This is a genomic window from Paenibacillus sp. FSL H7-0331 (genome assembly GCF_001956045.1).
In genome coordinates this window covers 1-18,904 of record NZ_MRTH01000008.1, presented here as the reverse complement: position 1 = coordinate 18,904, position 18,904 = coordinate 1, and the positions used below count along the sequence as shown (strand labels likewise).

At 46.3% G+C, this 18,904-nt stretch carries 19 protein-coding genes, 1 pseudogene and 1 riboswitch; of the genes and pseudogenes, 11 read left to right on the top strand and 9 right to left on the bottom strand.

All coding sequences use genetic code 11. The annotated features are described in order from the left end of the window. Positions 1-7: 7 nt before the first annotated feature. The 5 genes from BK127_RS13530 to BK127_RS13510 all read right to left on the bottom strand — a co-directional run bounded on the left by BK127_RS13530 (position 8) and on the right by BK127_RS13510 (position 5,551). Positions 8-829 carry a carbohydrate ABC transporter permease gene (locus BK127_RS13530; RefSeq protein ID WP_256711294.1) on the bottom strand — a complete coding sequence of 274 codons (822 nt, stop codon included), beginning with the start codon at positions 827-829 and terminating at the stop codon, positions 8-10. 12 nt (positions 830-841) lie between these two features. Beyond that, entirely contained in the window at positions 842-1,714 is an 873-nt protein-coding gene (locus BK127_RS13525; protein ID WP_256711293.1) for a carbohydrate ABC transporter permease, read from the bottom strand. An 83-nt stretch (positions 1,715-1,797) separates the two neighbouring features. After that, the gene (locus tag BK127_RS13520; RefSeq protein ID WP_076230751.1) at positions 1,798-3,126 is read right to left on the bottom strand and encodes an ABC transporter substrate-binding protein; all 1,329 of its coding nucleotides are present in this window, start codon (positions 3,124-3,126) and stop codon (positions 1,798-1,800) included. A 337-nt stretch (positions 3,127-3,463) separates the two neighbouring features. After that, positions 3,464-4,582 (bottom strand): Gfo/Idh/MocA family protein, encoded by a 1,119-nt coding sequence (locus tag BK127_RS13515; RefSeq protein WP_076230749.1) that lies wholly within the window; start codon positions 4,580-4,582, stop codon positions 3,464-3,466. An 18-nt stretch (positions 4,583-4,600) separates the two neighbouring features. After that, the gene (locus BK127_RS13510) at positions 4,601-5,551 is read right to left on the bottom strand and encodes an aldo/keto reductase (protein ID WP_076230746.1); all 951 of its coding nucleotides are present in this window, start codon (positions 5,549-5,551) and stop codon (positions 4,601-4,603) included. 317 nt (positions 5,552-5,868) lie between these two features. Then, positions 5,869-6,065, top strand: a riboswitch (cobalamin riboswitch). Positions 6,066-6,252: 187 nt separating this feature from the next. Here BK127_RS13510 and BK127_RS13505 point away from each other — a divergent pair. The 7 genes from BK127_RS13505 (at position 6,253) to BK127_RS13475 (ending at position 14,238) form a co-directional block, all read left to right on the top strand. Beyond that, complete coding sequence (locus BK127_RS13505) at positions 6,253-7,836, top strand: ABC transporter substrate-binding protein (RefSeq protein ID WP_076230743.1); 1,584 nt, start codon at positions 6,253-6,255, stop codon at positions 7,834-7,836. Continuing rightward, positions 7,833-8,798, top strand: a complete 966-nt coding sequence (gene nikB / locus BK127_RS13500) for a nickel ABC transporter permease (RefSeq protein WP_083689284.1) — start codon at positions 7,833-7,835, stop codon at positions 8,796-8,798. Before BK127_RS13505 ends, nikB begins: the two co-directional genes overlap by 4 nt. Beyond that, complete coding sequence (gene nikC / locus BK127_RS13495) at positions 8,791-10,614, top strand: nickel transporter permease (RefSeq protein WP_076230740.1); 1,824 nt, start codon at positions 8,791-8,793, stop codon at positions 10,612-10,614. Before nikB ends, nikC begins: the two co-directional genes overlap by 8 nt. Beyond that, positions 10,602-11,342: an ABC transporter ATP-binding protein gene (locus tag BK127_RS13490; RefSeq protein ID WP_076230737.1), complete on the top strand. Its 741-nt coding sequence runs from the start codon at positions 10,602-10,604 to the stop codon at positions 11,340-11,342. The genes nikC and BK127_RS13490 overlap by 13 nt, the downstream gene beginning before the upstream one ends. A 24-nt stretch (positions 11,343-11,366) precedes the next feature. Then, positions 11,367-11,726, top strand: coding sequence for a (2Fe-2S) ferredoxin domain-containing protein (locus BK127_RS13485; protein WP_076230735.1), 360 nt, complete (start codon positions 11,367-11,369; stop codon positions 11,724-11,726). Between the two features lie 130 nt (positions 11,727-11,856). After that, a complete protein-coding gene (locus BK127_RS13480; protein ID WP_076230732.1) occupies positions 11,857-12,516 on the top strand; it encodes a CPBP family intramembrane glutamic endopeptidase in 660 nt (219 codons plus the stop codon). Between the two features lie 285 nt (positions 12,517-12,801). Further along, positions 12,802-14,238: a S1C family serine protease gene (locus BK127_RS13475; protein ID WP_076230729.1), complete on the top strand. Its 1,437-nt coding sequence runs from the start codon at positions 12,802-12,804 to the stop codon at positions 14,236-14,238. Positions 14,239-14,368: 130 nt separating this feature from the next. Here the strand turns inward: BK127_RS13475 and BK127_RS13470 are convergent, their stop codons facing one another. Together BK127_RS13470 and BK127_RS13465 are read right to left on the bottom strand one after the other, a co-directional pair. Continuing rightward, on the bottom strand, positions 14,369-14,593 hold the full coding sequence (locus BK127_RS13470) for an adenine deaminase C-terminal domain-containing protein (protein ID WP_256711316.1): 225 nt from the start codon (positions 14,591-14,593) through the stop codon (positions 14,369-14,371). Positions 14,594-14,628: 35 nt separating this feature from the next. After that, the gene (locus BK127_RS13465; RefSeq protein ID WP_076230723.1) at positions 14,629-14,946 is read right to left on the bottom strand and encodes a hypothetical protein; all 318 of its coding nucleotides are present in this window, start codon (positions 14,944-14,946) and stop codon (positions 14,629-14,631) included. A 125-nt stretch (positions 14,947-15,071) separates the two neighbouring features. On the opposite strand from BK127_RS13465, the pseudogene BK127_RS13460 reads away from it, so the two are divergent. The 3 genes and pseudogenes from BK127_RS13460 (at position 15,072) to BK127_RS44765 (ending at position 16,483) form a co-directional block, all read left to right on the top strand. Beyond that, a pseudogene (locus BK127_RS13460) lies at positions 15,072-15,489 on the top strand (YdeI/OmpD-associated family protein). 99 nt (positions 15,490-15,588) lie between these two features. After that, positions 15,589-16,011: an SRPBCC family protein gene (locus BK127_RS13455; protein ID WP_076230720.1), complete on the top strand. Its 423-nt coding sequence runs from the start codon at positions 15,589-15,591 to the stop codon at positions 16,009-16,011. 298 nt (positions 16,012-16,309) lie between these two features. Beyond that, positions 16,310-16,483 carry a hypothetical protein gene (locus BK127_RS44765; protein ID WP_256711292.1) on the top strand — a complete coding sequence of 58 codons (174 nt, stop codon included), beginning with the start codon at positions 16,310-16,312 and terminating at the stop codon, positions 16,481-16,483. Between the two features lie 50 nt (positions 16,484-16,533). On the opposite strand, the gene BK127_RS13445 is transcribed toward BK127_RS44765, so the two are convergent. Next, complete coding sequence (locus BK127_RS13445) at positions 16,534-17,118, bottom strand: TetR/AcrR family transcriptional regulator (protein WP_076231339.1); 585 nt, start codon at positions 17,116-17,118, stop codon at positions 16,534-16,536. A gap of 172 nt (positions 17,119-17,290) precedes the next feature. On the opposite strand from BK127_RS13445, the gene BK127_RS13440 reads away from it, so the two are divergent. After that, positions 17,291-18,283, top strand: coding sequence for an NADP-dependent oxidoreductase (locus BK127_RS13440; RefSeq protein ID WP_076230715.1), 993 nt, complete (start codon positions 17,291-17,293; stop codon positions 18,281-18,283). A gap of 275 nt (positions 18,284-18,558) precedes the next feature. Here BK127_RS13440 and BK127_RS13435 read toward each other — a convergent pair whose 3' ends face one another. Beyond that, a complete protein-coding gene (locus BK127_RS13435) occupies positions 18,559-18,810 on the bottom strand; it encodes a hypothetical protein (RefSeq protein ID WP_179097475.1) in 252 nt (83 codons plus the stop codon). Positions 18,811-18,904 lie beyond the last annotated feature (94 nt).

Below are 18,904 nucleotides of genomic sequence, written 5' to 3'. Positions count from 1 at the left end.
TTCCTCCTCAACCCTTCACACTGCCAACCGTGATGCCCTTGACAAAATAACGCTGAAACATGATGAAAATGATGAAAATGGGGACAAAGCCCAAGGTTGCGGCTGCCATCTGAGCACCGTAATTAGCTGAAAATTCACTAATCAGTGTAGAGATCCCTACATTGATCGTCATTTGTTTACTGTCACTCAGCATAATCAACTGCCACAAATAATCATTCCAGGTAAAAGAAAAAACGAATATAGCCAAAGCTCCGATACCCGGCTTAACGACCGGTAAAAAGATCCGGGTAAACAGGCCAATCTCACTGCAGCCATCGATTTTTCCCGCTTCCAGAAGCTCGTGGGGAATCGTCTGGCTGAATTGCTTCATCAAAAATACCGCAAAAGGAAGCGCCAGAATCGGTAATATAACGCTGCCCAAATTGTTGACCAAATGAAGATCTCTCATTAATGTGAACATCGGCACAAGTCCCAGCTGCCTCGGAATCATCATGGTCGTGACGACGGCGCCAAATATGAGCGCTTGCCCTGTGAACTTGTGTTTCGTAAGCGCATACCCGGCCATCGTAGCAATCACACAAGCCAGTAGTGTAGCAATACCAGCGACAAGCACACTGTTCAACAACCATTGAAAGATTTCACTGTCCTTTATCAATCGCAAGTAATTCACTAGAGTCGGGTTAAGCGGGACGAGATCGGGTGGTATTTTGATCGTCGTGGACTGATCCTTGAATGAACCGGTTATCATCCAATAGAGTGGGAACAAGAAAAAAATGGCACATGCGTATAACAGCACATCAGCGATCCATCCAAGCAGTTTTGCCAGCATTCGCATGCCCTCCTAATACTCGACATCGGTCTTGAAAAATTTGAATTGAACCACCGAGAATATCGAGATCAGCACTGCAAGCACGACACCCATCGCCGAAGCCAGACCCAAATTCCCGTATTTAAACGCCGTCTCGTACAGCAGGTACATAATGGTCGTGGTCGAGTAGCTTGGTCCGCCGCCCGTCAGCAGTTGCACAACAACAAACGTTTGAAAAGCACCGATCGTTGTAGTCACAATGACATACAACGTCGTAGGCTTCAACAGCGGTAGCGTAATATTCCAGAATTGCTTCCAAGGTGAAGCTCCATCTATGGAAGCCGCTTCATAATAGGAAGAAGGAATATTGCCGAGTGCCGCCAAGTATAAAATAATCGGTTGGCCGACACACCAGGTAATGACCACAATGATGACAGCAATCAAGGATACATCCGAATCCGCCAGCCACATCACCGGCTTCACCCCGACCAGGGACAAACCATAATTTCCGATTCCGCTAACCGGATTGTAGATCCACAGCCAAGTTACCGACAAGATGACCTGCGAAGTGACAATCGGCAAGTAAAAGCTTGCCCGAAAGAAGGAAGCTATGGCTGCAGATTTTCCAATAATAAGGCTGGCCGCAACGATCGAGAAAAACACAGACACAGGAACTACACCCAACACCAGACCAAACGTGTTCAGAATCGAGCGTACAAATATTTCGTCCTTGAGCAAGGCTGTATAATTGCTGAGCCCTACCCACTCCTTTTGTCCGATGCCATAGTCAAACAGGCTCAAATACAAGGCATCCAGAAACGGATATATTTCAAAAGCAAGAAAAACGATCAAAAAGGGCGCTATGAAAAAAAATCCCCAAAATTCCTTGTACCATCTTGAAGCCATAAACATTCCCCAATTCTCTTGATGAACTGATCCGGAAGTTTTTGCAGCAGGCAAGCTACCGGCATGACAATACTCGATTCTGCTTACTTTGAATTTTGCGTAATGATCTCATTGGCTTTTGTCACCCAGTCATCCAAAGCCTGCTTCGCTGTTTTCTTCTTGGTGATGGCAGCCTGCAGCTCGGGAAAGAAGGCATTTCGGGTTGCAGCATAACCTGGAATGGCTAAACCGATATCGCTGGAATATTGAAACAGCTTGGTAGTTTTCCCTTGTATCGAATCTGGCTGATACGTCTTGGACAGCGACTTGCGCGCTGCGAGAACAGAAGGTACCTTTGCCATTTTCTCCATGCTCTCTTTGCTGTTAATGAACTTTACGAATTCCTTGGACCATTTCATCTTATCTTCGTTCTTGGTGTTCCATGCCCAGGTTCCGTTGCCGAACAGGATCGAGTTGGACGTTTTACCGTCTTTGGATGGATAAGGAATCAGGTCGTATTCGAATTTCGGTGCAGAGCCTTCCTTAAAAGCTTTATCGAACGCGCTGACATTGCCTAAACTGCCGAAGGTCATTCCGATTTTCCCTTGCAGGAACATCTCATTAATGACAGAGCCTGCTTTCAAGCCTGCTACGCCGGGTGGAGTGATGCCTTCGTCAATGATTTTGATTAAATATTCCAAACCGGCTACGCCTTCAGGGGAGTTGAGCACCGCTTTTGTTTTATCATCAGACCAGGTTTTGGCTCCGAAACCCCAGAGGAACATATGATGACCCTGATCACCTCCCGTATCGCCAGCGTACACACCGAATCCGTAAATTCCTTTCGCCGGATCGTTTACTTTTTTGGCAGCCTCTAGAAACTTGTCATAGCTCCATGTGGACATATTTTGCGGTAATAGCTCCAGTGCGCCTTTGGCTTTAAAAATATCCCTATTCACCAGCAGCCCGGGAGAGGTAATGCTATTAGGAAAAATATACAATTTATTATCTACAGATAATGAGTTCAACGTGCTTTCTTCGAAGTCCTGCTTATCGACAATATCATTCAGGGGAAGCAGCAGGTTCTTCTTGGCATAGGTGAGCGGCCAGCCAATAGCGCCTTGCTGTACATCAGGGAGCTCCGAGGTATTAATGGCGATACTAATCCGTTCACCGATCTTGTCGTCCGGCGTTTTAACGATGTTAATCGTGACATTGCTGTTCGCCTTTTCAAAATCCTTTTTGATTTCCTCATATGTAGCCTGAATATCATCGCGGGAATCGACCCACCAATTCAGAGCAACCTTCTTGGCCTTTGAAGCCTCATTGCTCGGATTGCTCTGCTGCGGTGAAGAGCTCCCCCCATTCGTACAACCTGCAGCCAAACTCGTGGATAATAATAATGCAGCCAAAGCGGTTTTTGACCTTCTCATATTTCGTCCCCCTGTTCGATTGATGAATAATTCCGTTCAAGCCTCCGAACTACCCCTGACTACGACCCGATAATGATTTATTGTACCTCAGCTTGCAAGCTTCCAACACCACCATTCTTATGAATAGTATGGTCATACCATTATTCCGATGACGGTGACACGAATTTAAGTAACAGCTAGATTATGGTATGACCAGATTATAGTTTAAAATGATCTTACCTGTTTCTGTTTATTCTGTCAATTCATTTTCTTATATTTTGGTAATTTTATGTTATATAATCTAACGTAATATTCAATAAATAACTCAGTTTCAAGTGGGTATTGTTTTTTTGTTATGTTATATGACATTGTTGTTAGACAAACTTAAGCTCAATATAGTTTGTTCCCTGCTTGATAGCAGTGCTGCCTCTGCAACAGCTATGGATGTATATGCTGCTGATCCATCCAGTAACAGTTTTTTATCCTCATCAATTGGCAGGTGAAGAATGGCCTTGCGAAACGTATCCATTTCCCGTTCCATCGGTGTACGCAGGAAAGCGGGTGGCCGCATCTGTGGATCTCCATAGATCACTCCACCATCCATGCGCTGATACGTTTGAATCCGCTCCTGGTCCTCATGATCAGCACCATGCAATCCGATGATCGCCTCCGTCCGCCCATCCTTGCGCAGCTCTACCGTTGAATTTCTAAAATCGATTTTGATGGCGCCAAGTGTGCCATTGATTTTCATATAATGCTCTCCCCACTGGAAACCTGACCCATACTGCAATGTACAAAAGGTCCCTGTGGCAAACTGCAGGCTGATCAGCAGCACGTCATCCTCATCCCCATAACCGTCTCCTCGATGAGCCACATTATCGGCCATCATGGATACTTTAACTGCAGGTCCCAGAATGGACAATACCAGATCCAGCTCATGAATATGGTGGAACAGATGCCCGCCCGATAAGTCCTGCTTTTTCTTCCAGCTGACCTCCTCCTTTCTTTTCTCCCAGCCTGTTCGTTCGCTGTGGGCAACGACAAGCTGCCCGATCTCGCCTTGTTGAATCCAGCGCTTCACCTGCTCAATTCCCGGAAAAAAATGCAAAATATGCCCAACCATCATGTGTACCCCTGCTTTTCTGCAAGCATCCAGCATTTCCTTGCAATCGCTCAGGCTTAGCGCCGCAGGCTTCTCACAGAACACATGCTTACCGCAGCGGGCTGCCTCGAGGACCGCTTCCTTATGCGCATAATTGGGGCTCGATACAATGATGGCATCCACATCCTTACGGCTAACCAGATCCTCCAGACGATGCTCGACCCTGCAACCAACCTCCATGGCAAGAGCCGCTGTGCTGCCCCCGCTGCCTCCGTAGACCGCTGCAACCGTCGCTCCTTCCAGCTTATGCAAAATACGCGCAAATTCAGCGCCAAAGAAACCGCAGCCTACAATACCAAAACCAACATTTTTCATGTAAACGCTTCCTTTCTTCTACTTATTCCATTGCGTTGGATCAACAAATTGGCGAGGAATATCAGCAAAAGCTTGCTCAACTCGCTCTCGTGTCCGTTCAGAAAGAGCGGGACGGTTCAAAAGCTCCAGGTTATGCTGGATTTGCTCAGGAGTTTCCGCACCGATAACCAGACAATGAACATTCTCCAAATCGCGAACATAGTTCATAGCAAGCTCTGCGACGGATATGCCTTCCTCGAGTGCCAGCCTGTGAAGAGTCTCAAGCAGAATGCTCCCATCAGCTTGAATGGCCTCTGGCAGCGCGTCCTTCTCCAGAAAAAACAGCCCCTGCAAAAACACACTTCGAACGATTATCCATTTCCCCCTGCTGGTAAAATCCTCGAGCGCGCCGCATTGAACCATTCGTCTGTCAAACAAGTTAAGAGGAAGCTGCACCATGTCAAATATATCGTCCTGCACCAATCCAGCGCTGTAGGCATACTGCCCGACAGGATCGGCTCCAAACGATATGCCGGCTCTTTGAATGAAACCCTCCTTCTGCAACTTGTGCAATATACTGTTCACCTTGTCTCCGTATACTTGCAGCATAACAGGATCATGAATCATTAATGCAGATAAAGAATCGACCTTCAGACGGCTTATAATTCGTTCCGTCGTCTGCACCATCTGACGCTCCAGCTCCAGCTCGGAGGTGTGATGAAGATCAACCTTCAGCTTTGATGCTATAAACGGGGGTTGTTTGCCTATGAAAAAGCGACCCAGCTTTAGCTCTGCATCTCCATACTCATGAGCTGTGTCATAACAATTAATACCTGTATGCTCACAATATTCAAGTAAGGCGCTCCCATCCACAGCACCGAGCCGATTGTTAATTCCATAGCTGCCCAGTCCCAATTGTGCAGTACCCAGCATATATCGTGATAATTTCAATCCATTGCGTTCGATATACGGTACAGCCGTGCCTATCATCGTTTTCCTCCTGTCTTGTATCTTCTTCCACTCTTGGATATAGTTTGGATTTTAAACAAAAGTATTATGGTCTGACCATATTATTTAAATTTTATACTCTTACCCGGCAAATTGTCAATACAAGTTTATCATCGTTTGTCCGAATTTTTAGACTTCGCTATCCGATTTAAATGGAGCTACTTGTATGCACTATTAATGGTTGTACAAACCGATAATTCCAATACCGTTGCGACGATGACAGCTGCAATTTTTATTTCACTTACTCGATATTTGTATTGCATAAGATATTAATATTGTTTATGATCAAGGTTGATAATTGAATATTTGTGGGAACAGGTGCTTCAGCAAGCTGAAGCTTAAAAGGGAAGTTCGGTGCAATACCGACGCGGTCCCGCCACTGTAACGGAGAAGTCCTCAACGATTATGCCACTGATCTTAGCAATGTCAAGATTGGGAAGGCCGTTGATGATCATGATCCCGAAGCCAGGAGACCTGCCAGTTCTGACAACACTGCTTTTACCTACGAAGGATAGGGAGGTGTTAAGGACGGCCAAAAGTTTCATACAATAAAACTATGGGCATCTTTACCTTTTTCTTGTTATAGGGTAACGATGTCTTTTTTGCGTTGTATACGATGTTCCGGCTTTAACAAGGTGGCACAGGAAATACAATTATGAGAAGGAACACAGGAGGAGACAAACATGTTGATTTATTTAAAGAAAAGTAGTTGGTTCACCTTCATTTTGACTTTACTCATCGCTTTATCCGCTTGCAGCACGGCTACAAACTCGGCTAGTTCAGGTACAGGTGCTAACAATGCCGCAGCAGGTACAAGCTCCGCGATGGCCGATCAACAGGTGCTGAAATATGTTACCTTGAATATGCCCCGCTCGTTGGATCCAACTAATGTGGATGCACAGCGAATTACGTCAGACGGGATTGCCGAGCCATTGGTCATGCTCAATGATGATGCGACCTTACGTCCATGGCTGGCCAAGTCATGGAAAAACGTAGAGCCTACCCTTTGGGAAATGGAACTGCAGCCTAATGTGAAGTTTTGGAGCGGAGCAGTGATGGATGCGGCAGCAGTCAAAGCAGCGCTTGAACGCCATCAGAAGCTGAACAAGCGGGCTTCCTCACAGATCGGCGGCGTGGAATTCATCGTCAAGGATGCGCTGCACATTCAGTTCAAAACACCTAAGCCCGATCCGGCTTTTATTTTCAAGCTTACCGGATTTGCAATCCATAATGCGGCTGAAGCGGATCGTCTTGGCGATAAATTTAATAAAGAAGCTGATTTAACCGGATTTATGAAGCCCACGCAATTTATTCCCGGCGAGCTGCTGATCGCCGAAGCCGTACCCACATATTGGGGCACAAAGCCGAAGCTTCAGCGTGTCGAGGCAAGGCTGGGTTCCGATGGACAAGGTCGCCTGCTCGCTATGAAAAGCGGAGATACTGACGCCGATATGAATGTGGAGGTTGAACAACGGATTGCCTATGAAAAGGATAAAAAATTCAATGTGCTGTACCCTCCGGGCTCAACGCGCAATTTATGGCTGAACATTAAAAAGGTTCCCGCTTTTCAAGACCCCAAGGTTCGTTTGGCTATAAGCCTGGCCTTGGATCGCAAAGAGCTCATTGACGGGGTGAGCCGTGGATTTGCTGAGCCGGTGACAGGACACTTCCCGAAGGGACTTCCGTATGCACTGGACAAAGGTCCGGAATCCGACCGTGCCAAGGCAGCGCAGCTGCTTGAAGAAGCAGGCTGGAAAGCCGGAGCAGACGGCGTTCGTACCAAGGACGGTCAAAAGCTGCAGTTCAAGCTGCTGACTTACTCGTTCTTTCAGCCAACTGCTGTAGCTTTGCAGAGCCAATTAAAGGCTGTCGGCGTTAATATTGAAATTGCACCTGTTGAAACTACGGCTTCTAATCAATTGATGCTTGACGGCAACTTCGAGATGGCTACGTACTGCTCCTGCGGCAGTGTAACCGGAGATATCGGAGGCCAATTGAAATCGTACTACCGGAGTGGCATCGTTAGTAATTATGGTGGATACAGCAATCCTGAGGTGGACAAGCTGATCGATCAGCTGTCAGCTGAATTTGATGCCAACAAGCAAAATGAGCTGGCGAAGCAAGTTCAGAAGATCGTACTGGATGAAACCGCAATCGTATATATGTATAACTCGGCAAGCTGGGGCTCGGCCTACAACAACAAGGTGAAAGGCATAGATGAGAACCTGAGAACGAAGATTGTACCGGAAATGTACATCAGCAAATGAGTATCTTCAAATATCTGCTCATTCGTATAGCGGTCACCATTCCTGTACTTCTCGGTGTCACTCTGCTCATATTTTCGTTATTACGCTTTATACCAGGTGACCCTGCGCAGATGATTTTGCTGACGATGTTTGATCCCGGGGCAACCGTGACTGATCTGGATGTCGATGCCGCTATCCTGCGCAAGCAGCTGGGGCTTGATCAGCCTTTTGCGATTCAATATTTGACATGGCTAAAGGAGGTCGTTTCCGGTAATCTGGGAACCTCCTTTCGCAGCCGTACACCCATTACTGAAGAGCTTTGGGTACGAATTCCGGCAACCTTGGAGCTGGCAGGCGCAGCATTGGTAGTCATGCTCGTCATAGCTTTACCTTCTGGGATAGCCGGGGCCGTATTTCATCGGCGTCCTACCGACCATATCACCCGTTTTATCGCGTTAATGGGTGTATCCGTTCCGAATTTTTTCCTCGGATTGGTATTGGTTTATTGCCTTTCCTATCTGCTCGGTTGGTTTCCCACACTCGGAAGAGGCTCTTGGCAGCATTTGGTCCTCCCTGCTTTAACGCTCGGAACGGGGCTGGCCGCAACGACCTCCCGATTGCTGCGCACCTCTTTATTGGAGGTATTTTCCAAACGCTATATGGTGCTGGCAGAGGCCAAAGGACTGCCTCGATCTGTCATTGTATACAAGCATGCCCTGCGCAATGCGTTGATTCCCGTTATTACGTCTTTCGGCATGATCATTGGCGGTCTGCTCGGAGGAGCTGTTATTATTGAAACTGTTTTTTCATGGCCAGGTATCGGACGTTATGTGGTCGATGCCATCAACGGAAGGGATTATCCCGTTATTCAAGCATTCGCCTTACTTATGGCTGTAACCTATGTCATGATCAATGTGCTTATAGATATCATATACCGCTGGATCGATCCCCGTGTGCGGATAGAGGAGGGAACCCATGGATAAGCGAATGCTCAGACAGCTGCGGTCAACGATAGTAAAGGACCCGATTGCCTTAATCTTGCTTCTATTCATCGTTATGGTGATCATACTCTCATTGGGCGCACCCTTATTCACAAGCCATGATCCGGTCAAGGTCGATTATGCACAGGTGTTTATGCCCCCATCGGGTGAACATCTTTTGGGTACCGATAATTTTGGCAGAGATGTGTTCACACGGTTGATCTATGGAGGCTCCGCTTCCTTAACGGCTTCCTTCATGGCTGTCGGCCTGATCATCTCACTTAGTTTAGTAATCGGTGTAACAGCAGGCTATTTGGGAGGCTGGGTTGATCAAATATTGACCCGCTTCATGGATGTACTGCTTTCGTTCCCAACCTTGGTACTGGCGATAGCTATTGCAGCGCTGATGGGTCCGGGATTAACTGGCTTGATGATCGCGGTAGCCGCCGTATCCTGGCCTTCTTATGCACGAATTTTCCGCAGCTATGTGCTGATGGTGAAACAGGATGGTTATATTCAGGCGGCACGCTGTTCAGGGACACCAGCATGGAAAATCATGCTCACTCATATTCTGGGAGCCATTATCGGACCGATTCTGGTGCTCATAACGCTGGATATTGGATATGTCATTCTAAGTATCGCTTCCTTATCATTTCTTGGCCTCGGGATTCGTCCGCCACAGCCGGAATGGGGTGCTATGCTGAATGAAGGCCGAGCTTACCTGGAGGAAGCGCCTTGGTTATTTCTAGCTCCAGGCACAATGATTTTCGTTATGGTGCTGGCGACTAATTATTTGGGTGACACGGTTAAGGATGCATTGGAGCCAAGAACACTTCATGTTCCGCTGCTATTCAAGAAAAGAAGCCGAATGAACAGGAAGCTCACCGAAATCTCAAGCAGCCAAAGAGCAGCAAACATGGAAACGGCTGCAGCCGCAGCCATTGGATATCAGCAAGCAACTGCGGGTAAAGAACCGCTGCTTATCGTCAGCAACATCAGTGTGGAAGTGCTCAGCACTCGTAAACGTCAAAAGTCGCAGCCGATTTTACAGTCGATCAACCTGGAGCTATATCCAGGAGAATGTTTAGGCTTGGTCGGAGAAAGTGGTTCTGGCAAAAGCACACTGGTGCTGACCATCATGGGACTTCTGAGACACCCACTGCAACAATCGGACGGCAGCCTCGCCATTCTGGGAGAAAGTACGTCTGACTGGCAATGGGAGGATTGGCGGATGATCCGCGGCAAGCGGCTGACCTATATTACACAAGACCCGATGGATACCCTCAATCCAACATTGACGATCGGTGACCAACTGCTGGAATGTTTGATTTATCATCAACACAACCCTCCATTAGGACGAGTCGAAATGAAGAATAAAGTTATCGATATGCTGTCCAAAACCGAGCTTGCGCCCGAGGTTTATGCAATGTATCCACATCAGCTTAGTGGGGGTATGCGGCAGCGGGTCGTCATAGCCATGGCTATGATCAACGATCCACAAATCATTATTGCCGATGAACCTACAACAGCGCTCGATGTAAGTACACAGGCCAAGATTATGGCACTGCTCAAAAAGCTGCAGCAAAGCAGTGGCGCTGCGATGATCTTTGTATCTCATGATCTTAGGCTCGTTGCCCAGGTCGCAGATCGTATTGGTGTCATGCATCAAGGCCGTCTGATTGAAATGAATGATGTGAAATCGATTTTTACGCAGCCCCAAGAAACCTACACCAAGCTGCTGCTGGCATCTATTCCTCGTCTGTTTATCCCGCAGCACAGCCCGGTTATGGCGAAAGGAGATCCTTCATGCTGCAAGTAAAAAATTTGCAAAAGGCCTATCGCAGCAAGCAAGTGCTGCATGCTATTGATTTTGCGATAGCACAGGGAGAGATTGTCGGATTGATCGGCATGTCCGGATCGGGGAAAAGCACCATCGCCAAATGCATAATGGGTCTTGATAAACCAAGTGGTGGCGATATACTATGGAATGATCAGTCCTTGTTAAAATGGAGCGCTCGAAGCTCATGGAGACAAGACATTCAGATTGTGTTTCAAGATCCCCGAACCAGCTTGAACCCGCGTTGGACAGTACGACGCAGCATCGCTGAACCGCTGCGAAATTATGGCACTGCCGCTGAGGCGCGGATTGTGGAGCTTTTGCTCGAGGTGGGTTTAGACGAACGGTATTTGAACCGCTATCCAGACGAGCTGAGCACCGGACAATGCCAGCGGGTATGCATAGCCCGTGCGCTAGCATTAAAGCCGAAGCTGCTTATATTAGATGAGCCATTGTCGGCCTTGGATGTGTCGATTCAAGCGCAAATGCTTGTATTGCTCCAACAGCTGCATCTTTCCCAGCAGGTCAGCTACTTATTTATTTCCCATGATATAGCCGTCGTATCCGAGCTATGTGAACGTGTGCTCGTCATTGAGAAGGGCACGATTGTCGAGGATACTACGGCGATACGATTAATTAGCGAACCCAAGCATGCCTATACACGCAAGCTGCTCGCCGATACGCCTACCTTTCCTCAATTTAATCAGTAGAATTTACTAGAAAGCGGTGAAAGCATGGCAACCTGGAATTTATCCGAAACGCAGCATCATGTGCTAATTTGCAACGGCGGGAGCTGCATGAAGCATCAGGGGGAAGAAGTCACCTTGGCCATCCGGGCAGAAATAGCTGCACAAGGTGCTGATCGTTTTATCCATACCACAAGAACACGCTGTAATGGACGCTGCCAGGATGCTTGTGTGGTTACCGTATATCCGGAAGGTGTATGGTACAAGGACATGACACCGGAAAGCGGCAGAGCGATGGTACGTGAACATTTGCTTCAAGGCAACACCCTGCAGGCGCATATGGTGTACAGCTTTAAAGATCGTTTTGTCCCTACAGGATTAGGTCCCGAAGGCGTGCAAAGAAATTAATAATCGTTGATCATAGTCCCCTCTCGATTCATCAGTCTCGGTACTAGTACAAGTTAGTACTTACTGAAACCTAATCCATTAACTACTATTAATAGTATAAGTAGATAACGAGAGATTGGGTGAGGTTCTGATGGGGATATGGGTATTATTGATCGTACCGACTGTTACGATTGGGCTTGGGCTGCAGCTGATACATAGCGTTCCGATAACATTTGTGTTATTTTACAGCTGGCTGCTGCTTGTACCGTTAATTGACTTTTTGTTTATTCAGAAAGTACCTCTTGATGAGGCGGTCAAACAGCTTGGCTTACATCCTCGTAAGAACTCTATTGCTGTCGGTGTCTTATCCGGGATCATATTTGGCCTTATTATTGTTATCCCTGCTTCAATTCTCACTCCTATTCTATTTGACATCAATGAAATTCAGCAGACCTTGGCTGGCTGGGGTTTCTCCGGGAATAAAGGTTGGCTGATCCTTATTTTAGTATTGGTTAACCCTTTGCTGGAAGAATTGTATTGGAGGGCTTACGTCTATCAAAAGCTGCTGCGCAAAGTCAGCTCTTATGCAGCTATTGGCTGGACGGCGTTGTTCTACACCACTTACCATTTACTTTCGTTGATCACGCTGCTCAAATGGCCTTTCCCCCTTATAGCGCTCCTCCCTGTTTTCATTGCAGGCTTGTTCTGGGGTTACTTGACCCGCAGATCCAACTCATTGATTGGGTCCGTGATCTGCCATGCTTTGGCGGATGGTGGAATTATGGCGGTATATGTGTTGTATTTAAGCTAAAAAAGCATTTCATATCTGCATGCCTTAAAGAGCCTTGCATCCATAAGTGGGATGAAGGCTCTTTTGCATTTCTTTTACCTATATGATAACAATCCATTTAGCAGTCCGATGAATAAGTCTCGCTGCGCGGCCAAATAGTATGATTTTACCAGTTAAATCTAATGTCATTTTATAAGTAATTTAAGTTAGCGTTAATACTTGAGGTCCAATATAGATAACAGAAGGACGTCTTACTCACTATTATCCAATCCAATATTTCAACTTTATAAAATGGAGGTTTTAACAATGGAAAACAACCACAAAGATACCGATACTATCATACAGCCGTCCAAGGATCATGAGCATCGCAACGAACAGAATTCATTATTATACCAAGAGGAGTCCGGTGATTTTAAGGTCACCCAGCCTCGATTATTCGGTGATTCACATCCCAGGAACAAGCGTCCTCCTGAGCCTGGTTCGCAGGGAAGCAAGAAATCCGGCAGTAATGGAAAAAGTGTCTTTGCCGCCTTTATGGCTGGCGTGATCGTCGTGGGCGGCATGATGTTTGCCTCCGATCGCATGAATATGTTTACTGGAGGTACCCCTGCTTCTAGCGTTTCTGCAGCTGCCCCTAGTACTGTAAATAGCGGCACTGCACAAAAAGCTTCACTGGATATTGCGAGACCCACCAATATTGCTGATATTGCGCAACAGGCAAGCGCGGCTGTTGTTAAGATTGAAACCAAAACGAAAGCTCAAAGCTCCAATAAGCAAAATAACCCGCTCTATAGCGATCCATTTTTTCGTCAGTTTTTTGGAGACAACGGCGGCAGTCAGGAACAAGATCCAAATGGTCAGCTTCAACCTTCGGGGCTGGGCACCGGCTTCATCTTTGAATCGTCCGGCTACATTATAACGAATGAACATGTCATTGATGGCGCCGATGAAATTAATGTAACCATTGAAGGACAAGATAAACCATACAAAGCCAAACTTCTGGGCAATAGCTACGACCTCGATCTGGCGGTTCTGAAAATTGAAGGAAGCACTCCTTTCTCAACGCTGCCGATTGGTAATTCGGACAATTCCCGTGTTGGTGATTGGGTTGTAGCCATCGGTAATCCGTACGACTTTGACTATACGGTAACAGCTGGATTATTAAGTGCCAAAGAGCGTCCGATCAGCATCCCGGATACTAATGGTACCCGTGACTACAAGCATTTGCTTCAAACCGACGCCGCTATTAATCCCGGCAACTCCGGCGGTCCTCTGTTAAACATGGACGGAGAAGTGATTGGTATCAATACCGCAGTGAACTCGCAAGCTCAAGGCATAGGATTTGCCATTCCGTCCAGTACAATTAGCTCGGTTTTACAGCAGCTTAAGGATAATGTCACCATTCCCAAAGAACCGGCTCCGTTCATCGGTGTGAGCGTTCAGGATCTGACATCGGATATGTTGAAGGATCTCAAAGTCGATACTACCGACGGTGCTTTGGTGGCTGATGTACAGCGCAAATCCCCGGCTTTTGAAGCTGGCATTCGTCCTTATGATGTCATCATCGCAGTCAATGGCGCAAAAATTACGAGCTCCACCGAATTAACTACAAAAATACAGGCTCTAAAAGCTGGAGATCAAGCTACTATCACAGTTATCAGTAATGGCGTCAAGAAGGACGTTACCGTAACTGTGGGCGATAAAACGGCAACCACTAGCACACAAAAACAAAGTCAAGGCTAATCAGAGCACAGAACAAGTGTTGGTAACTATCCAATAAGGTCATCTTCGGCTTATAACCACCTCGCATACAAAAAGGAAGCGATCAGAGTATATTATCTCTGAACGCTTCCTTCTTTGTATATATGACTAATTATTTGGTCTCGATGATCATCGGCAGCAGTGTCTGCGTCTCGACCTCAACAAGTGCGATATCCGTAATCTTCGCTCTCGGAATTACCGGCAGCGTGACAGCAATCATCCGGTGAATCGGATTTTTGCCCGGCATAATTTCTTTTTGCAAAATGTCGACCAGCTCCTTGAGCTTCGGCACCAGCGTCTCAGCCTTTTTCGTGCTCATCAGACCAGCAAGCGGCAGCGGAAGATGCGCAATGACTTGGCCGTTCTTGACAGCTACGAAGCCGCCGTCAACCCCGAACGTCCCCCGACCTCTACACCGCTCGCCGACTCAATGTATGCCGTAACCGTCGTCATCCCCATGGCAGAACCGCCGACCATAGCAACCGAATCGACTAGGAAAGGCTTCTGGATATCGGGAAGGTTCCCGTTTTCGTCCAATAATTCGGCTTTTCCACCTACGCCTAATACAATGTTCTCCGCCTCATACTTGATTTTGTAAAAGTTCTCATTCCCATCCTCCCTCGCTCTCTCTGTCCATAGAACAGCACCCCTGCTCATCAACCGTAAAACGCAGACGTAAAAACGAAACAAGCAGCCCCCTACCCGAAAACTACAAGGAAATGAGGACAAGCTAAGTAAGCAATCAAGCAAATTTTGAAAATGAACTGCTTATTTGGAAAACACAATATTATTATGATGAATAGGGGTGATCCTTGATGACAAATACTAGAATGAACCCTAAGGTTGATGCATACTTTTATCGTTCTTGACTGTGAGCTGACCGAAGAATTCAAGTGGATGCATCCTTGTTACACGTTTCAGAATAAAAACATAGTTTTAATTCATGGATTTAAAGAATACTGTGCGCTTCTGTTTCACAAAGGTGCCTTGTTAAAAGATGCCCATGGTATCCTAATCCAACAAACGGAGAATGTACAGGCAGCCCGCCAGATTCGGTTCACCAATGTTCAAGAAATAGTTGAAATGGAAACCATCTTGAAAGCCTATATTTATGAAGCCATTGAAGTTGAAAAAGCCGGTTTGGAAGTGAAACCCAAACAATCCAAAACTCGAGAGTCAAGGATTGAAAAATATATGCAGCAAATTCTGCTTGGAAAGGGATTAAACGATTAGGGCGTGATATTAAACAGCAATCCATAAGAAATCACATTAGATTTTAATGGTATAATCAATCATAGAATCTAAATTTAATAAAGTGAGGCGGTAATAATAATGGAAACAGGTAATACAACAATAACGGTAGAAACGACTGTTCATAAACCGGTTGGACAAGTGTGGAAACATTGGACGGAGCCGCAGCATATAACAAAATGGTGTTTTGCTTCTGATGACTGGCATGCACCAAATGCCGACAATGATTTAAGGGTTGGCGGGAATTTTGTTACAAGAATGGAAGCTAAGGACGGTAGCTTTGGATTTGATTTTGGTGGTGTTTATGATGAAGTGAGAATAAACGAGTTTATTTCTTACACGATTGGTGATGGAAGAAAAGTTGCGATCACTTTTATTAGCCAAGAAAACGACACTAAGGTAATTGAAACTTTTGAAGCAGAAACCACCAACTCCATCGAAATGCAAAAAGCAGGCTTTCAGGCAATTCTGGACAATTTCAAAAAATATAGTGAAGCCTCCTAAGAAGATTAGGATAAAATAAGTCGGATAAGCAGGTTTAATCATAAATATTGGAAACATAATTTTAAACCTTCCTTTGGGAAGGTTTTTTATGCTGACTAACCCCCTAAATGAAACAGCGGCTGACTCGGACTTTTGCGCATACGACAGTTAATTAGGGAAGCATTCAGAGATTTGTTACGGGATAAAGGATTTGATGCAATTAACCGTACCATCTTATATGCCCATTATGAAGATAAATATGCATTGCTGGAAGATATTACAGAACAGGCTTTTCACGAGATGATTCCTGAACAAGTACATGGCAGACCAGCATACAAAGATCATTTCGGCCATGACTGGCTCAGCGATCTATGGCGCAGCGCATTATTGGTTAATTGTTGAGGAAAATGATCGAACCGATCTACTTGTAGATATTGCACGAACCTATGTTATGAACGGTCTGGGGCTGTATCGCAATTGTGATGAATATTGAAACGACCCGCCGACAGCGGCCTTAGTCTAATGCTCGTCCGGTCTAATACTTTATTTTTCTAATTTTAATACGCTATTTTCTTCGAACATTTGCAATTGGAATCTGTTCAACAATTTCCAATATTGTTCAACCATGACCGATGGTGGATACGGCATCGAACGGGTAATCCACCATTCCAATAAACCCACTCCCGCTGAAATTAAAAATTGTACCGTAATGTCCCTGTTCAGCTCCCGATCGAGACTGATCGAATCCAGATGCTCGTTCAGACTTTGCCGGAACATTGTCTCCATTTGGTTTCGGAAAACCGCGCTTCCCTTGCTCGTCAGCATTATGGAATAGAAAGAAGCATGCTGCTCCAAATATTCAAACGTGCGCAGCAGCGCAGTTTTGGAAGTGAGAAGAACCAAGCCCTCTTCAGGCATACAACTGAGCTGCAACTGGTTTAATTGTGCTTCCACGCATTGATCGCGCAGATCGTACTTGTCAGCGAAATGCAGATACACCGTTCCTCGATTGACATTCGCTTCCTCCGCAATTTGGTTGATCGTCATGCTCTCGAAGTCCTTTTCCGACATCAACCTCATAAAAGCATTCATAATCGCTTGCCTCGATTTTTGAATACGCCTGTCCATATCATTCTCTCCCTTTATCCCATACAAAATGAACATATCGAAGCCCTCTGTTGAAAAACCAACAACGGAGCTTGTTTTAACCATTGAACACTATCTACCACCTTGATACACTCACTATATATAACATATGTTGAAAATTCAACGTTTGTTTAACTTATGAGGAGGCGTAATCATGAAAGCAATTGCTTTGACAAGCTTTGGAATCCCCGAAGTGCTAGAGGAACTGGAAGTGCCGGTTCCCACAATCACCAACACACAGGTTCTCATCGAAATGCGTGTCTCGTCCATCAATCCCGCAGATATTCTATTGCGTAGTGGCGCGATTCTTAAGAGTCCGATGGCCGATAAATTTCCGGTTCAATTGCCGCTTGTTCTTGGTAATGAAGTAGCCGGCATCGTAAAAGAGGTTGGCGAAAAAGTGCGTCATTTCAAGCCGGGGGATCGTGTCATGGGCATGGTTCCGATGGGTTCCTACATGGACTATGTTGCAGTGGAGGAAGATCATCTTGCCATTATCCCAGAGAGTCTTTCCTTCGAAGAGGCAGGTGCCGCGCCTGCGGTTGCCCTGACAGCTTGGCAAGCGCTGTTTGAGCATGGCCGTCTTCAACCGGGACAACGCATCCTCGTTCAAGCCGGCGCCGGAGGTGTGGGGCATGCGGCGGTTCAGTTGGCCAAGCAACATGGAGCATATGTTATCGCAACCGCTAGGGACTATAATCATGATTTCGTCAAAGGACTCGGGGCGGACGAGGTGTTCGACTACACGAAGGTCGACTTTGCCACCCAAATAACAGAACCTGTTGATATCGTATTGGATTCCGCTATGGACCAATCCACTTTTGGATCCACTTTCGGTACCGGATTACCAGGAGAAATCGGAAAGAAGAACTACTCGGTCATCAAGGATGGCGGAACCTATATTTCAGTGGTGGCATTTGCGATCAATCAATATCCAAAGGTCCGCGACATTGACGCATTTTTCTTCCAGGCAAGACCTAACCGTACCGATTTTGAATCCATTGTTCGCCATATGAAAGAGAATAAATTGAGTATTCATATTGATGAGACCTATCCCTTTACTGCTCTCGGCCTGCTTCAGGCGTATCGCAAAAGCGAAGGGTTGCCGAAACGGGGAAAAATCGTCATATCGAAAAACATGGGATAAACCTCTTACTTAGTGAGATGGGGAGTCTCAAAAGTAAGTTTGCGCACTTGACGGATAGCTTGGCTGATCAAATCATCTTGCAAAAATAAAGCAATGGCGGTGCTGGGTCCCCCTACACCGCCATTGCTGGAACTGGACACGGAGCTCGGCTATGACAGGTATGATGGAAAGAACAAACAAACGAGAGTTCCCAAAATAATAAACTCTGCTCGTGCAGTCTGTGGCTTCAGCGCTTTCATGAGTATGACCGCGAATTCCGCGTGATTTCTTTTTACTTATTCTAAGGGCTGACTAACCAGCATGTGATAAAGACCTTTATCCATCATTAGCTGCTCGTGAGTACCTGACTCTGCGATAACCCCTTGATCCAGTACGAGAATGCGGTCCACATGCCGAATGGTGCTCAGTCGATGAGCAATGATGAGGGTCGTTCGATCCTTTAATATCGTGCTCATATTCCGCTGAATCGTCTTCTCGGATTCATTGTCGAGCGCGCTGGTTGCTTCATCGAAAATCAAAATACGCATGCCCATCGATGCGAACCGATCATCGAGAGGCAGGTTGGGCCGCAGTCCATCTCACTTTGCTGAATGCGCACGGGGAATCGGTTCCTAAAACGCC

What these genes read in the sequence shown, in the direction of transcription:
- BK127_RS13525 (WP_256711293.1), bottom strand. Translation starts at nt 1,714, where the DNA reads ATGGCTTCAAGATGGTACAAGGAATTTTGGGGATTTTTTTTCATAGCG.
- BK127_RS13455 (WP_076230720.1), top strand. Translation starts at nt 15,589, where the DNA reads ATGGAAACAGGTAATACAACAATAACGGTAGAAACGACTGTTCATAAA.
- BK127_RS13445 (WP_076231339.1), bottom strand. Translation starts at nt 17,118, where the DNA reads ATGGACAGGCGTATTCAAAAATCGAGGCAAGCGATTATGAATGCTTTT.
- BK127_RS13485 (WP_076230735.1), top strand. Translation starts at nt 11,367, where the DNA reads ATGGCAACCTGGAATTTATCCGAAACGCAGCATCATGTGCTAATTTGC.
- nikC (WP_076230740.1), top strand. Translation starts at nt 8,791, where the DNA reads ATGGATAAGCGAATGCTCAGACAGCTGCGGTCAACGATAGTAAAGGAC.
- BK127_RS13515 (WP_076230749.1), bottom strand. Translation starts at nt 4,582, where the DNA reads ATGAAAAATGTTGGTTTTGGTATTGTAGGCTGCGGTTTCTTTGGCGCT.
- BK127_RS13520 (WP_076230751.1), bottom strand. Translation starts at nt 3,126, where the DNA reads ATGAGAAGGTCAAAAACCGCTTTGGCTGCATTATTATTATCCACGAGT.
- BK127_RS44765 (WP_256711292.1), top strand. Translation starts at nt 16,310, where the DNA reads ATGGCAGACCAGCATACAAAGATCATTTCGGCCATGACTGGCTCAGCG.
- BK127_RS13510 (WP_076230746.1), bottom strand. Translation starts at nt 5,551, where the DNA reads ATGATAGGCACGGCTGTACCGTATATCGAACGCAATGGATTGAAATTA.
- BK127_RS13480 (WP_076230732.1), top strand. Translation starts at nt 11,857, where the DNA reads ATGGGGATATGGGTATTATTGATCGTACCGACTGTTACGATTGGGCTT.
- BK127_RS13505 (WP_076230743.1), top strand. Translation starts at nt 6,253, where the DNA reads ATGTTGATTTATTTAAAGAAAAGTAGTTGGTTCACCTTCATTTTGACT.
- BK127_RS13435 (WP_179097475.1), bottom strand. Translation starts at nt 18,810, where the DNA reads ATGCGTATTTTGATTTTCGATGAAGCAACCAGCGCGCTCGACAATGAA.
- BK127_RS13530 (WP_256711294.1), bottom strand. Translation starts at nt 829, where the DNA reads ATGCTGGCAAAACTGCTTGGATGGATCGCTGATGTGCTGTTATACGCA.
- BK127_RS13490 (WP_076230737.1), top strand. Translation starts at nt 10,602, where the DNA reads ATGCTGCAAGTAAAAAATTTGCAAAAGGCCTATCGCAGCAAGCAAGTG.
- BK127_RS13440 (WP_076230715.1), top strand. Translation starts at nt 17,291, where the DNA reads ATGAAAGCAATTGCTTTGACAAGCTTTGGAATCCCCGAAGTGCTAGAG.
- BK127_RS13475 (WP_076230729.1), top strand. Translation starts at nt 12,802, where the DNA reads ATGGAAAACAACCACAAAGATACCGATACTATCATACAGCCGTCCAAG.
- nikB (WP_083689284.1), top strand. Translation starts at nt 7,833, where the DNA reads ATGAGTATCTTCAAATATCTGCTCATTCGTATAGCGGTCACCATTCCT.